The organism is Halorarum salinum, assembly GCF_013402875.1.
GTDB lineage: Archaea > Halobacteriota > Halobacteria > Halobacteriales > Haloferacaceae > Halorarum > Halorarum salinum.
This window is the reverse complement of record NZ_CP058579.1, coordinates 762,998-776,911: the sequence shown is the minus strand read 5'-3', so window position 1 is coordinate 776,911 and position 13,914 is coordinate 762,998. Positions and strand designations below refer to the sequence as shown.

The window sequence follows — 13,914 nt, the reverse complement described above, 5'->3', positions numbered from 1 at the left end:
GGCCGGTCGACGACGCGTCAGCCCGAACCGCTCACTCGTCGTCGCCGAGTTCCCGCTCGGCCTCCTCCTCCTCCCGGCGCTCCCGGACCTCCTCGTCCTTCTCCGCGCGCTCGGCCTGCTCCTCCATGTCGCGTTCGTCCTGGCGTTTCCGCTCCTCGTCCGCCTGCTCCTCGCGGCCTTCCTTGGTGTCTCCCATCGGGCGGAAGACGCCGCCTCGGCGGGTTGGACCTTGTGCCGTCGTCGGCGGGGTGTTTATCCCCTCACGGAGCCCAGTTCCCGGGAATGGCCTCCGACGACACCCTCACGAACGCCCTCATCGGCGCCGTCGCCTCCGTCGTCCTCGTCTTCCTGCCGTTCTCGCCGGCGCTCGGCGGCGCGCTCGCGGGCTACCTCCAGGGCCCCGACACGGACGAGGGGCTCCGCGTCGGCGCGCTGTCGGGCGTGATCGCCGCCGTCCCGATCGCGCTGCTGGCCGTCCTCGCCGGTGCGTTCTTCCTCGCCGTGGCGCCGTCCCGCGCGGCCGTCGTGTTCCTCCTGTTCGTCGTCGTCGCGCTGCTGTTCGCGCTGGCGTACGCCGTCGGGCTCGGCGCGCTCGGTGGACTTCTGGGCTCGTATCTCCGCGAGGAGTTCGAGGGACCGACCGGGACGCCACCGGAGCGACTCGGACGCGACCCGTCCCCGGAAGCGACCGAGTTCCACGAGCCGACGGTGGACGACGAACCAGTGACGGACGACGAGCCGACGGGGTCGGGGGGCGGGAAGTCGACGGACGACGAGCGCCTCTACTGAGCGGACGGGAACGGCGAGCGGTCGGGAACGGCGGTCGGAACGCGGCGGCCTACTCCTCGGCGGACGGCGCGACGCCCCGCCGGTCCGCGTCCACGTCGAGGTCGACGTCGAGCTCCGCGAGCAGTTCCTCGGCCTCCTCGCGCCTCTCCCGGTGCTCCGAGAGGAACTCGCGCATGAGCCCGGCGGCCTGCGCCTTGCAGTCGCCACAGAGCCGCTCGCCGCCGACGCACTCGTCGTACACCTGCTCCGCGAAGTCGTCGTCGTCGCCGGCGAGCAGGTAGGCGTACAGCTCGTAGACGGGACACTCGTCGGCTCTCCCGCCGAGTTCGCGCTGCTCCTCGGCCGTGTCGCGCCCGCCGGTGGTCGCGGCCATCACCTTGTCGTAGCCGTCCTCGGGGTCGTCGAGCAGCGAGATGTGGGAGGCCGGCTCCGAGGAGGACATCTTCCCGCCGGTCAGGCCGGTCATGAACCGGTGGTAGATCGAGGACGGCGGGAGGAAGCCGTAGCCGTCGTGGTCGAGTTCGACCTCGCGGGCCAGCTCCTCGGCCGCCCCGCGGTCGAGATCGAACGCGTCCACGTGCTCCTCGAAGACGCGCTTCTCGCCCGGCACGGCCTCGATCAGCGCCTCGAACGCCTCCTCGGTCGCGTTGCGGTCGAGGAAGCGGAGCCGGGGGCGGAGCGGCTCCTTCCCCCCGTTCTCGAGCTTCTCGACGGTCGAGTCGACGACGTCGGGCGCCGCGCCGATCCCCCCCCGGGTCTCCCGGAGGTACTCGGCCGCCTCCTCGCACCGCGGCGTCCCCGCGTCGGCCACGTACGCCTCGCGGTCGTCGTAGACGGCGGCAACCACCCGGCGCTCGTCGTCGTCGAGTTCGAAGCTGGCGAACGCCTCGGTCACCCTGAAGTAGCGCATGCGGGCGGCGATGTCGCGCGCGAAGCGGACGTGCGGGTCCTGGTCGGGCCCGACCGGGATGACCGTCGGCTTCGGCCCGTCCACGACCTGCGGGTAGAGGATGTCCGCCATCTGGGTGACGACCGACTGCATGTGCGAGACGGAGGTGCTCCCGCCGAAGCCGTAGATGCCCTCGAACTCCGCGAAGCGGGCCTTCGCGCCGAGTTCGAACGCGAGGTCCTGGAGCTCCCGGTTGGTGGACTGGCGGTACAGCGTCCCCTCCTCGGCGTCGAAGCCGAGCGCGATCAGCGAGAGCAGGTAGTCCCGGGCGTGCTCGTCGATCTCCGCCCAGGTCATCCCGCGGGCCGAGTGGGCCTCGAGGTCCGCGATGAGGCCGTACGTGTCGGCGCCGTGCTCCTGGTGCCAGATGAGTTCGTCGAACACCAGCTTGTGGCCGATGTGGGGGTCGCCGGTCGGCATGAACCCCGAGAGGGCGGCGACGTCCTCGCCGTTCCGCATCGCGTCGGCCACCGCGTCGTACCCCCGGTGGCCGAAGATGACGCCGCGGCGCATCAGGTAGTGGGGGTCGGGCACCCGGTCGATGATGGCGTCGAACTCCTCGATGCCGAACTCCTCGAACAGGTTCCGGTAGTCGTCGACGGTCGCCGAGCCCCAGGGGTCGAGCGCGCCGCCGTCGGCTGCCCCGCTCGATACCTCGTCCGTCGTGCCCCCGTCGGGGGCGGGATCGTCGCTCGTCATGGGGTGAGTCGTGCGACCGTCAGGTACGCGACCGAATCGAGGCCGGCCAGCGCAAAAACCATTCGCTTCCGCACGCCGCCGGCGAGGCGCACGTCCAGCGCGAGGTCCCGCGGGTGGAACCGATGGTCGGGGTCGACCACCCGCACCAGCGCCTCGGAGTGCGGGAGCGACTCGACCGACTCGACCGCGTCGTACGTGCGGAAGTCCGCGCCGAACTTGTAGCCCGTCTTGGGGACGACGCCCCGGTCGCGCAGGCGCCGGTAGACGGTCAGGCGGCGGTCGAACCGCCCGCCCTCGACCTCGCGTCCGCGCTCCACGACGGCGTCCGGGTCGAGGTCCACGACCCCGCGCTCGGCGAGGTCCGCCGCTTCGAGCAGCGAGAGCTGCAGTCCGGCCACCACCGCGGCGTCGCGCCCGGCGATCGGCTGGCCGTAGAACGCGGACTCGTACAGCGACTCGGGCGGGTCCCAGCAGACGACGCGGTCCTCCAGCAGGTCGGCGTCGAGATCGCCCGGAAGGTCGTACTCGGTGTCGCCCTCGAAGCCCCCGCCGGCCGCGCAGTCGAAGTACGTCACCTCGCTCTCCTCGTCGACGACCGCGAGCGAGAGGCCGGCCAGATCGCGGGCGGGGAGTTCCTCGCGCTCGCCCGCCACGCGGACCCGGTAGGCGACGTCGCCGCCCGGCTTCTCCCCCCGGGCGAAGACGGTGAGGTCCGGGAGCGGGTCGGCGCCCTCCCCCGGCCAGCCGTCGCGGTCGGGCGCGACGTAGAAGCCGCGCTCGCGCAGGTCGGCGTACACCAGGAACCGGGCGGCGAACCGCTCGCCCTCGGCCACCGACAGGGTGAAGAACTCGCGGAAGCCCATCCCGTCGACGGCGTCGAGGTCGCCGCGGTACAGCAGGTGGGCGGCCTCGATGCGGGCGAGCGTGACCTCGGCGCCGCGGGCCCGGCCGTAGCCGCGCGAGTCGTGGAACCGCTGGCGGGCGTCGCCCGAGGCGACCACGACGTCGTCGCGGAGCGTTGCTTCCATTGTCGGGTGTGGGGTGGGGTTCGGGTTTAGGGTCTGCGGTCCCGTGGTACTGGTTCCGTTCGGCGTCGGTTGCTGGAGCCGACCGTGGTTCCGCAACCACTGCCGCGACGACCGCGAAAGCCCCCGCGGCCATCGGGTCGGGGGCCTCGCTGCGCCCCTCGCTCCGTTCGCTTCGCTCACTCCGCTGTGGTGCCTGCTACGAAAGACGGTCCTCCTCGCTGCGCTCGTCGGCTGCGACTTTCGAGGTTCGCCTCGCTTCGCTCGCCTCACCGTCGTCCGCCTTCCCCGATGGCAGCGGCCCCTTTCGGTCCCTCCCTCCGGTTTCCCGGGACGGCGTCGCCACTCGGATACCGCTCGGACCGCGGCGGGTATCCGACGGTCGCGGCCCAGCGGCGGTATCGCGGCCGGTGCCGGTCGGCGGTCCGGCGGGCGCTGACGGTGGGTGGATCGACAGTCGCGTCCGGGTTCAGGGCCCGGCGTTGGCTCCGGAGTGGTGCTCGCACGTGCCGTCGAGACAGCGGATTCCGGTCGACGTCTCGAACAGGGGCAGACCGCAGACGCAGGCGCCGACCGTCTCGCCCGCCGGGATGGAGAAGGACGTCTCGCAGTCCGGGTGGGCGTCACAGCCGAGGAACGTCCGGCCGCGGTGCTCAACGACGCGGAGGGCCTCGCCGCAGTCCGGGCAGTCGTACCGCTCGTCGAGCGCCTCGCGGACGCGGTCGGACAGCGAGTCGCACGCGTAGTCGACGCACAGCTCGAACGTCCCGCCGCGCGTGACCCGCATCGTCGGGAGCCCGCAGTCCGCACAGACCCCGTCGCCGACCGTCGCGCCCGACGGGAGGCCGTACCGGTCGTCGCAGCCGAGACAGACCACGTCGCCGCCCGTGCGGACCATCGGCTCCCCGCAGGCGGGGCACTCGCCGACCGGCGTGCCGCCCGCGGTCGCGGGGAACGTCGCGCGCTCGCCCGGGCCGTGCGAGCGGACCCGGAGCGTCCGGTCGCCGTCGCGGGCGGTGACGGCGAAGCCGTCGTCGTCGGCCTCGACGGTCAGCGAGTCGGCGCGGGTGAGCCAGGCGAGCGGCTGGTAGCCGTCGGCGTCGTGGACGAGCAGCGTCCTGTCCGGCTTGGCGACGACGAGGACGCGACCGCGCTGGAGGCGCTGGCCGCGGGGGGCGTCGAGCTTGGTGCTGCAGTCGCCGGCGAAGACGCGGAGGGTCTCGGGCATGGGGGCCCTGGTCCCGTCACCCTACTTGGACCCTCGGGCCGGAAGGCCGATACCTCCGGACACGAACTGTGGGCCGTGAGCGAGAGCGACTCCCCGGCCGACCGGTCCACGGAGGGCGCCGACACGACGGACGAGGCGGACACCACCGATTCGGCGGGCGGCGTCGGTTCGACGGACACCGCCGGCGAGTCGGCGCCGGGCACCGATTCGCCGGATCCGGTCGAACCGCCGGTCGTCGTCTGCTTCGACATGGACGGCGTGCTCGTCGACTCGGAGGACTACTGGCACCCCGCCGAGCGCGAGGAGATCTTCCCCGCGATACTCGACGGCGACCGCCCCGATCTGGACGAGGTCACCGGGATGAACTACCGCGAGATCTACGCCTACCTCGACGAGCACTACGAAGCGGGGGTCACCGAGGCGGAGTTCGTCGAGGTCTACGACGAGACGGCGACCGGCATCTACGGCGAGCGCGTCCGCCTGCTCCCCGGAGCCGACGAGTTCGTCACGGACCTCCGGGACGCGGGAATCCCGGTCGCGCTGGTCTCCTCCTCGCCGCCGCACTGGCTCGACGTCGTCCTCGACAGGTTCGACCTGCAGTTCGACCTCGTGGCCTCGGCCGACGAGTTCGACGGCCCCGGAAAACCCGAACCGGGGCTCTACGAGGCGGCCATCGCGGACCTCGGGACCGTGCCGGAGCACGCGATCGTGGTCGAGGACTCCAGGAACGGCGTGCTCGCCGCACATCGGGCCGGCGCGCGCGTGATCGCCTACCGCGACGACCACAACGCCGACACCGACCTCTCGGAGGCGGACGTCGTCGCCGAAGGACCGGAGGAACTGTTCGCGGCCGTGCGTCAGTCGATCGAGACGGTCCGGGCGTCGGCCTCGGGCAGCAGCGGGAGGTCGGGGTAGGCGACCTCGATCCGGTACTCGATCTGGTCCTCGCCGGGCGGGCCGAACACGCCCACCGGCGCGGTCGTCTCGTCCCCGAGGTACAGCGACTTCTCGTGCATCTCCACGCCGTTCGCGGTCACCCGAATCCCCGCGCGGGCGCCGCCGCCGACGTTCCGGACGGTCACCTCGCACATCTCGTTCTCGCCGACGCCGACCGAGTCGGGGAAGGAGCCCCACTCCACGACGGTCCGGGGGAGCCCCTCCGCCTGCGTCACGACGCGCTCGGCGACGCCCTCCGCGAGGCCGGCGTTCGCGAGTTCGGGCGTGCCGGCGTCGACGACGTCGGCGGGCGAGGTGAGCCCCGCCGCCGCGAGGTTCTCGGCGCGGCTCGGTCCCACGCCGTCGATGGCGGTGAGCCCGGCGGCGTCGGCGGGGACGCCGTGCTCGACGCGGGCCTCCACCCTGGCGGCCAGGTTCGCTGCGCGCGGGCCGGCGAACTCGTCGAGGAACTCCCCCAGCGCCGCGAGCAGCCGGAGCGCGTTCTGCCGGATGACCCAGGCGTCCGAGCGGAGGTCCGAGGGCGTGGTCCCCTCGACCGCGGCGTGGAGGATGGCGAGCACCTTGCGGTTACCGCCCTCCAACTCGGTGGCCGAGGCGGTCCCGGTATCTCCGCCGAGGTCGGTCGGGACGCCCGAGAGCACGCGGTCGACGGCGTCCGTCTCCGAGGAGCGGGCCGACACCGAGTCGAACTCGCGGGCGCCGGCGACCGCACGGAGGACCCCGGCCTCGTCGACGGCGTCGCGCTCGGCGAGGCGGTGGAAGCGCTCGGCGGTGTCGAGCCGGAGGTAGTACTTCGAGGTGAGCCTGCCGAGCGCCGTACCGCCGACCCCGAGCGATTCGTCGGTCTCGACGAACCCGCGGGCCACGAGCGAGTCGAGCGTGTCGCGCACGCGGTCGCGGAGTCCCTCGAAGTCGTACTCGTCGGGCTTCGACCTCGCCCGGACGTAGTAGAACGTCGTCTCCAGCCAGTCCATCACGTCCTCGAGGCCGGTGATGGTGCCGAGCGCGATCTCGGCGTTCAGGTGCGACTCCACCTCGGCGGCGAGCCGCGACTCGATGTCCTTGCCCTCCCGGAGGAGGCGACGGTAGCCGTCCGCATCCGACCGGTCACAGACGACCCAGCCGTGGCCGACGTCGTCGTAGCCCGGCCGCCCGGCGCGGCCGAGCATCTGGAGCACGTCGAGTTCGGAGATGTCGACCTCGCCCTCCAGGGGGTCGTGGTACTTCGTGTCGCGGATGACGACACAGCGGGCGGGGAGGTTCACGCCCCAGGCGAGCGTCGAGGTGGAGAAGAGGAGCTGAACCTTCCCCCGCTTGAACCACTCCTCGACCCTGTCCCGGTCGCCCTTCGAGAGGCCCGCGTGGTGGAACGCGACCCCGTCGGGGACGGACTGACGGAGCGTGTCGTCGTTCAGCTCCTTCGCCTCGGTGTGGAACTCGTAGTCGCCGCGCGCGCCGATCGGCACGTCGCGCTCGGCGAGTTCGTCGCGGGCCTTCTTGGCGGCCATCACGGTGTCCTGCCGCGAGGAGACGAACACGAGCGCCTGTCCGTCCTCGCGGATGTGCGGTTCCGCGAGGTCCAGCGCCCGGTACAGCCGGCGGTACTTGTCGGCGAAGCTGTTGTCGCCGTGCGTGTACGTCTTGACGCCGGTTTCGAGGTCCACCGGCCGGTAGCCGTCGTCGAACTGGAACGTCGTCTCGGGCGGCGCGTCGAGCCACTCCGCGACGTCCTCCACGTTCGGCATCGTCGCCGAGAGCGCGACGACGCGGGGGTCACACAGCCGGCGGAGCCGGGAGATGGTCACCTCCAGCACCGCGCCGCGCTTCTCGGAGTCGAGCAGGTGGACCTCGTCGATGACACAGCAGTCCACGTCGGCCACGAACCCGTACCGGGCGGACTCGTGTTTCCGCGTCGCGGAGTCGGCCTTCTCGGGCGTCATCACGAGGATGTCCGCGCGCTCGGCGCGCCGGGGGTTGAGGTCGCGCTCGCCCGTGACGACGTAGACGGAGTAGCCGAGCTCCTCGAAGCGGTCCCACTCCGCCTCCTTCTCGTTGGTGAGCGCGCGGAGCGGCGCGACGAAGAGGGCCGTGCCGCCCTCGCGCAGCGTCTCGCAGATGGCCAGTTCCGCGAGCGCGGTCTTGCCCGAGGCGGTGGGCGCGGCGGCGACGACGTTGTCGTCGCGCTCTAACATTGCGGGCAGCGCCTCCCGCTGCATCCGGTTGAACTCCTCGAAGCCGAAGGCGTCGGCGAACTCGGGGACGGCGTCTGCGACCTTCATTGATTGTGAGGTGTGTCGATGGGGGGGACCGGTCCCGGCGGATCGGTCCGGGGGCTGTGTAGGTGTCGGGGCGGTTCGGCGGATAGGTGTTTCCTTCCGCGCCCGGTTCGCCGGTATCGGGCGCGTCGGGCGGGGTCGACCGGCGCCGCGAACGTGGGGAGGGGAACACCTTTCACTCGTTCCGCCGGAGTGACCCCCATGAGCCTGACCGTCGAACGCGTCCTGGTCCCGGTGGACGGGAGCGACGAGTCGCTGGAGGCCGTCGAGTACGCCCTCGCGGTCGCGGAGCGGTACGGCGCGGCGGTCCACGCCGTCTACGTGCTGGGCGAGGAGGTCGTCCGCGCCATCGAGACCGACGCGGTGGACGGCGAGGAGGTCGCGGAGGACACCGAGGCGTTCACCGAAACCGTCCGGGAGATGGCCGCACGGCGCGACGTCCCGGTCTCCTCCTCCATCGCCTACGGCTTCTCGACCACCAGGAAGTCGCGCCACCCCGGCAGCGTCATCCTCGACACCGCCGAGGAGATCTCGGCGGACTTCCTCGTCATCCCCCGCGAACCGGTCACGGGCGAGCCTGCCGAGGTGCTGGAGAAGGCCGCCGAGTACGTGTTGCTGTACGCGAGCCAGCCCGTGCTGTCGGTCTGAGACCACCCACCACCCGTCCGTCAGCCGTCGCCGACCGAGTCGACGAGCCGCGCGGTCATCTCCAGTTCGAACGACTCGGCGTCGCTCGTCTCGAAGCCGACCTTCTTGTACAGCCCGACCGCGGACCGGTTCCACCGCTCGACCGTGAGCCAGACGAGGTCGACGCCGTTCTCGGCGCCGTGGCCGAGCAGCGCCTCGATGAGCCGGGTGCCGATGCCGGCGCCCTGGTACGACTGGAGCACGAAGATCGCGAGTTCGTACACCCCTTCCTCGGGAACGGGCGTGGTGTCGGGAACCAGCGTGGCGTGTCCGGCCGCGACGTCGCCGTCCCACGCGACGACGTTGCGGGCGTCGCCGCCGAGGATGGTGTCGAGCCAGTCGCGGACGCCCGCTTCCCCGCTCGGCGGGATGCCCTGCGCGCGGTCGGCCGGGTCGAACTCGGTGTACATCTCGACGAGCGCCTCGAACTCCCCGTCCCCCTCCGCCGCGTCGCCTCCGAAGGGTCTGATCTCGATCTCGCGCCCCTCCGCGTCGGTGAAGGAGGACGGGGGCGCCGGGAACGGGCCAGCCGGTTCGTCGGGGAAGATGCGGTCGGTCATCGGACGAGCTTCACCGAGACGTGGGAGTTGAGCAGGACGAACTGTGCGATCTGGCCGAGGTTGATCTTCCCCATCGGGCTCGTCTGGCCGCCGCCGAGCGCGATGAGGTCGAACCCCTCGGTCTCGGCGACGTCGACGAGCCGGCTCCCGGCGTCCCCCCGAACCCGTCGAACCTCGGCGTCCAGCCCGGCGTCGTCGAGGACGGCCCGGACGCGCGACTCGACGTCCGCGAGCGAGGCGTCGGATTCGGGGTTCTCCACGACGGCGACCGTGAGGTCGTCGCCCGCGCTCCGCGTGCGCTCGACCGTCTTCTCGAGCGCGGTGAGGGAGTCGTCGCTCCCGCCGATTCCGAGGAGCACCTTCATGGCCGGGAGGTCGGAAGCGCCGGACAAAAGCGTGCCGCCGCGGGGTCGGCCGGCCGGCGCTCGACCGGCGAACCGTCGGCGAGCCGCCGAACGCGCGGGGACGGGTTTTTACGAACGGACCGGAAAGGGCCGGTATGGCCGAGGACGCCGGGCGGGGTCGGGAACGACCGCCCGAGGGTGACGGGGAGCGTGCCGAGGACCGGGCCCGGGACGGGCGCGGCGACCGGGCGGAGTCGGAGCCGACGCGGGAGCCGAGCACGGAGCACGAGGCCGAACCGGCGCGAGAGTCGAACTCGGAGCCGGGGACGGATGCGGACCCAGGGACGGACGCGGACCCGGGGGCCGGGCGGGAGGACGACGGCAACGGCGGGGGGACCGGTGACGCCCCCGACCGCGACGTCGACGACGCGCCCGCGGACGCTCGGGACGCGGACGGCCCGGACGCGTCCCGGACCGCGCCGGGGTCGGTGCCGGGACCGAACGTGGGCGCCGACGTGCCCGAGGACGTCCCCGACGACGTGCGGAAGTACGACCGCTTCAAGAAGATGGAGCGGGCCGAGTACGACCGCGTGAACGAGTTCCTCCGGGACCGGACGTACGTCACGGCCCGCGAGTGGGCCATCGCGCGCCTCTGTGCGGACTTCCGGACGGAGACGGGCGTCGAGATGACGAAGATCGGCGAGAACCTCCCGCGGCTCGTGCCGTTCATGACCGACACCTACACGCCGCAGGCGGTGAACCAGGCGCGGGCCTCCTTCGAGGAGAAGGTGAACAAGGCCGGCGCGACGTTCCTCTACGGCGCGATGTGCGGCTTCTTCACCGCCGAACAGCTCGACGACATGATGTACGAGGTGACCGAGGTCGCCAAGTTCCTGCTGGAGGTCGAGGGCGTCGACCTCGCGGTCGAGGACGAACTGGAGGCCGAGGACCGCATCTCGAAGGTGATGCGCGACGTGCGGCAGGCGAGCGCGGAGGTCCGCGGCGAGGAGGTGAAGTGCCCCGAGTGCGGGCACGTTCACGAGTCTTGAACTGTTTTTTCGGCGACTGAATAGAACTCTTTTCGGCGGGATTTGGTTGTGCTGCTCGAGATGCGGCTGCGATGACCGCCTCGGAAGCCCTCGGCTGGCTACGCTCCCGCGGACCGCGCTGCGCTCCTCGCTCCCTGCGGTCGCTGCGGTGCTTGCTACGGGAGACGGTCCTGCTTGCTTCGCTGCGCGGGCTGCGACTCCCGAGGCTCGCCTCACTCCGCTCGCCTCACCGGGTCCGGGGTTCGCGTAGCCAGCCGGCCCCTTTCAGTCCCACCCGACCGCAACCGCACCTCACCCTCCCCAGCCTCCTGTGCTCCTGGCTCCTTCGCTTCGCTCAGTCGTTGCGGTGCTCGTCCCTCGCACGAGCGGCCGCGCTCCGCTTGGCCGCCGCGCGCCACGTGGTTTATTCGGGAGTGTGCGGTCGGCGCGTGCCGGCTGACCTCCGTTCACGCGAGCGAGCCTGCGAGCGAGGGCGAGTTCCGAGGTAAGTGTGGCCGCGGTTGCCGTGGACGGGACTTTCGGGAACTGCTCGGCGACGAATCGCCCGACGTCGAAACCGAGTCTTGGGGTCGTGACCGGTCTCAGTCGACGAACCCGACCCCCTCTTGGTCGATCTCGGTCTCAACGTACTCGCGCCCGCTCCCGGTGAGGAGGTAGTGCTCCCCGTCGTCGAGGCTGCGGACGAGGCCGCGCTCGCGCATGGCGTCGATCGCGTCGCGCACGGCCCCCGGGGAGGGCGGGTCGTCCGTCCGGCGGACGAGGTTCGCGCGGACGCCGGCCGGTGAGAGCGCGACGCCGGCCTGGTACAGCAGCCGTGCGACGGGGACGGTCGCCTCGGTTGGCCACTCGGGGTCGTCGGTCATGCTCGAACGATCCGTGCGGCGAGTGAAAACGTCCGCGGCCACCTGTTCGTCCGCCTATCCGTCGAATCCGTCCTCCCAGCGGAACGTCCCGTTTCGCTGGATCACCTCGCCGTCGACCAGCAGCCGCGAGTCCTCGCTCACGTCCGCGATCATGTCGACGTGGACCGCCGAGTCGTTGCCGGACTCGCCCTCGGGCAGGCACGAGTCGTACGCCCGCCCCACCGCGAGGTGGACCGTGTCGCCCATCTTCTCGTCGAAGAGGATGGAGTCGGTGAAGCGGTCGATGCCGCGGTTCATCCCGACCCCGAGTTCCCCGAGGCGTCGGGCGCCCTCGTCGGTGTCCAGCACGCCCGCGACGGCGTCCTCGCCCTGCTCGGCCGCGAAGTCGACGACTTCCCCGCCCTCGAACTCGAGCCACACGTTCCGAACGCGGGTCGCGTCGATCGTCATCGGCACGTCGAAGAAGACCTCGCCCTCGGTCGCGTGCGGGGCGGTGAACACCTCGCCCGAGGGGAGGTTGTGCGAGTCGTACGCGACCGAGGCCGCGGAGTTGACCGCCGTCCGTCCCTCGATCGACATGGTCAAATCCGTCCGTTCCGCCTCGATTCGGACCTCGCTGCCCCCGTCGAGGACGTCCTTCACGTTCGCCATCTCGTCGGCGAGCGACTCCCAGTCCCGGAGGACGGCGTCGTAGACGAACGCCCGGTACTCCTCGTAGGCCATCCCTGCCTGCTGGGCGAGCGAGCGCGTCGGGTGGACCGTGCCCACCCAGTCGGTATCCATCCGGGCCTCGCGGACGCGCTGATCCGCCTTCTTCGCGGCACGCCGGCGCTCCGCGGGGACGTCGGCGGTCGCGGTCGTGTTCCGCCCGCCGCCGAGTCGGAGGTGGACGTCCGCGGCCTCGAGCATCGCGAGCGCCGGGTCGTTCCCGGCGAACTCGCCGTCGTGCCCGCGGAGGAAGGCCCGCGTGACCTCGTCGCTCCCGTAGGTCGCCAGCAGGGTCGCGCCCCGTTCGCCCAGTTTCTCGGCGACGGCCACGGCCAGGTCGTGGGCGCCCTCCGCGACGTCCACCACGACCCGGTCGCCCTCGTCGACGCGGGCGCTCCAGTCGACCAGCACCTCGGCGTGCTGCCGCACTCGGTCGTCCATGCTCGCGACTGCGGCCGCCGGACCTTAAGCCCGCGTCGGTTCGCGCTCCTCCGCGTCGGCCGCGGACGCCCCCGGTCCCGCCGCCCCCTCGACTCCGGCGTCCAGGCCGAGGTCGAAGCCGTCGACGGCGAGGACGGCCAGCACGACGGCGACGACGGCGACGAACTGGACGAGGTACTCCGGGGTACCGGCGACCCCGGCGAGGGTCGAACGCGACGCCGGAACGAGGAGACCGGAGCTGTTGACGGCGGCGTGCAGGAGAATCAGCGCGGGGAGCGCGCCGCCGACGCGGTTGAACAGCCACGTGAACACGACGGCGAACCCGACGACGACCGGCACGTAGAGCCCGAACGGCTCGCCCCAGTTGTACGCGCCGGGGACGACGTAGAGCGGGAGGTGCCAGACCGCCCAGACGACGCCGAGCACGAGGCTCGCGACGAACGGGCCGAGGTCGTCCTGCAACCAGGGGAGCAGGTACCCCCGCCAGCCGAACTCCTCCTGCCCGCCGCCCACGAACGCGGTCACGAGCACGGCGAGCGCGAACGTGGGCGCACGGTCGACCAGGACCGAGGGGGCCAGCGGCCCACCCCGGACGGCGACCGACACGGTGTGGACCGCCGCGAACGCGACCGGGACGGCGAGCGCGACCAGGTACCACCGCGCCCCGACCCGGAACCGCATCCGCCCACGGAGCCACGTCCGGACGGACCGGCCCTCCAGCCGGAGGCGGACGACGGCGCCGAACGCCGGGCCGAACCCGCCGAGCATCAGGAGGAGGGTGGTCCGCGTCCCGCCCTCGGCGAGGAGGTAGCCGGCCCCCCACACCGTCCACGAGAACGCGAACGTCAGGACGACGAACGACGCCTGGGACCGCACGTCGGAAGCGGATCTCATACCCCGACTGTGGCGTCGGTGGATGGTATACCCGGCAACACGGCTTCAGGGCGTGAAGTAGTGATAGACGTTTAAGGTGATGGGGTAGCCACGGTGGGGGTAGTGAATGACGGACCGGAAGTCGCGGCCCTCGCCGCCGTGCTCGAGGACGACTGCGCGCGAACCATCCTCGTCGCGACGCGGGAGGACGCCTTGTCCGTGAGCGAGCTGGCCGACGCCTGCGGGGTCTCCGAACCGACCGTCTACCGGCGGCTGGAGACGCTCCGCGAGCGGGACCTGATCGAGGAACGGACGCGGTTCGACGCCGACGGCCACCACCACGGCGTCTTCACGGCCAGCGTCGAACGCGTCGCCTTCCGGATCGCCGCCGACGGCGTCGACGTGGAGATCGCCCGCCGGTCGAGCATGGCCGACCGGTTCACGGACATCGTCGAGGGGCTCTAGC

General features: G+C 71.9%; 15 protein-coding genes. 5 read left to right on the top strand and 10 right to left on the bottom strand.

Features of this window, described 5'->3' with window-relative positions; translation table 11 throughout:
• Positions 1 to 31: 31 nt before the first annotated feature.
• Entirely contained in the window at positions 32 to 196 is a 165-nt protein-coding gene (locus HUG12_RS03715; protein ID WP_179267482.1) for a hypothetical protein, read from the bottom strand.
• Positions 197 to 282: 86 nt separating this feature from the next.
• Here HUG12_RS03715 and HUG12_RS03710 point away from each other — a divergent pair, with 86 nt between their 5' ends.
• Positions 283 to 789 carry a DUF5518 domain-containing protein gene (locus tag HUG12_RS03710; protein ID WP_179267481.1) on the top strand — a complete coding sequence of 169 codons (507 nt, stop codon included), beginning with the start codon at positions 283 to 285 and terminating at the stop codon, positions 787 to 789.
• 49 nt (positions 790 to 838) lie between these two features.
• Here HUG12_RS03710 and HUG12_RS03705 read toward each other — a convergent pair whose 3' ends face one another.
• From HUG12_RS03705 to HUG12_RS03695, 3 genes are all read right to left on the bottom strand, one after another.
• On the bottom strand, positions 839 to 2,437 hold the full coding sequence (locus HUG12_RS03705) for a tryptophan--tRNA ligase (RefSeq protein ID WP_179267480.1): 1,599 nt from the start codon (positions 2,435 to 2,437) through the stop codon (positions 839 to 841).
• The gene (gene endA / locus HUG12_RS03700) at positions 2,434 to 3,465 is read right to left on the bottom strand and encodes a tRNA-intron lyase (protein ID WP_179267479.1); all 1,032 of its coding nucleotides are present in this window, start codon (positions 3,463 to 3,465) and stop codon (positions 2,434 to 2,436) included. The genes HUG12_RS03705 and endA overlap by 4 nt, the downstream gene beginning before the upstream one ends.
• Positions 3,466 to 3,931: 466 nt before the next feature.
• Positions 3,932 to 4,690 (bottom strand): topoisomerase DNA-binding C4 zinc finger domain-containing protein, encoded by a 759-nt coding sequence (locus HUG12_RS03695; RefSeq protein WP_179267478.1) that lies wholly within the window; start codon positions 4,688 to 4,690, stop codon positions 3,932 to 3,934.
• A 249-nt stretch (positions 4,691 to 4,939) separates the two neighbouring features.
• Between HUG12_RS03695 and HUG12_RS03690 the strand changes: the two genes are divergently transcribed.
• Positions 4,940 to 5,605: an HAD family hydrolase gene (locus HUG12_RS03690; RefSeq protein ID WP_179270560.1), complete on the top strand. Its 666-nt coding sequence runs from the start codon at positions 4,940 to 4,942 to the stop codon at positions 5,603 to 5,605.
• On the opposite strand, the gene HUG12_RS03685 is transcribed toward HUG12_RS03690, so the two are convergent.
• Entirely contained in the window at positions 5,548 to 7,926 is a 2,379-nt protein-coding gene (locus HUG12_RS03685; protein ID WP_179267477.1) for a DEAD/DEAH box helicase, read from the bottom strand. The two genes, HUG12_RS03690 and HUG12_RS03685, sit on opposite strands and share 58 nt — an antisense overlap.
• Positions 7,927 to 8,124: 198 nt before the next feature.
• On the opposite strand from HUG12_RS03685, the gene HUG12_RS03680 reads away from it, so the two are divergent.
• Positions 8,125 to 8,571, top strand: coding sequence for a universal stress protein (locus HUG12_RS03680; protein WP_179267476.1), 447 nt, complete (start codon positions 8,125 to 8,127; stop codon positions 8,569 to 8,571).
• Positions 8,572 to 8,591: 20 nt separating this feature from the next.
• Here the strand turns inward: HUG12_RS03680 and HUG12_RS03675 are convergent, their stop codons facing one another.
• A complete protein-coding gene (locus HUG12_RS03675; protein ID WP_179267475.1) occupies positions 8,592 to 9,170 on the bottom strand; it encodes a GNAT family N-acetyltransferase in 579 nt (192 codons plus the stop codon).
• The gene (locus tag HUG12_RS03670) at positions 9,167 to 9,535 is read right to left on the bottom strand and encodes a universal stress protein (protein ID WP_179267474.1); all 369 of its coding nucleotides are present in this window, start codon (positions 9,533 to 9,535) and stop codon (positions 9,167 to 9,169) included. Before HUG12_RS03670 ends, HUG12_RS03675 begins: the two co-directional genes overlap by 4 nt.
• A 134-nt stretch (positions 9,536 to 9,669) precedes the next feature.
• Between HUG12_RS03670 and HUG12_RS21620 the strand changes: the two genes are divergently transcribed.
• Positions 9,670 to 10,563 (top strand): DUF5806 family protein, encoded by an 894-nt coding sequence (locus HUG12_RS21620; protein WP_246308134.1) that lies wholly within the window; start codon positions 9,670 to 9,672, stop codon positions 10,561 to 10,563.
• A gap of 581 nt (positions 10,564 to 11,144) precedes the next feature.
• Here HUG12_RS21620 and HUG12_RS03660 read toward each other — a convergent pair.
• Genes HUG12_RS03660 through HUG12_RS03650 form a run of 3 tightly spaced genes read right to left on the bottom strand, consistent with a single transcriptional unit; the run spans position 11,145 to position 13,469 of the window.
• Positions 11,145 to 11,426 carry a hypothetical protein gene (locus HUG12_RS03660; protein ID WP_179267473.1) on the bottom strand — a complete coding sequence of 94 codons (282 nt, stop codon included), beginning with the start codon at positions 11,424 to 11,426 and terminating at the stop codon, positions 11,145 to 11,147.
• Positions 11,427 to 11,480: 54 nt separating this feature from the next.
• The gene (locus HUG12_RS03655; RefSeq protein ID WP_179267472.1) at positions 11,481 to 12,575 is read right to left on the bottom strand and encodes an aminopeptidase; all 1,095 of its coding nucleotides are present in this window, start codon (positions 12,573 to 12,575) and stop codon (positions 11,481 to 11,483) included.
• A gap of 24 nt (positions 12,576 to 12,599) precedes the next feature.
• On the bottom strand, positions 12,600 to 13,469 hold the full coding sequence (locus tag HUG12_RS03650) for a type II CAAX endopeptidase family protein (protein WP_179267471.1): 870 nt from the start codon (positions 13,467 to 13,469) through the stop codon (positions 12,600 to 12,602).
• A gap of 102 nt (positions 13,470 to 13,571) precedes the next feature.
• On the opposite strand from HUG12_RS03650, the gene HUG12_RS03645 reads away from it, so the two are divergent.
• Entirely contained in the window at positions 13,572 to 13,913 is a 342-nt protein-coding gene (locus HUG12_RS03645) for an ArsR/SmtB family transcription factor (protein ID WP_179267470.1), read from the top strand.
• The last annotated feature ends 1 nt before the right edge of the window (position 13,914 follow it).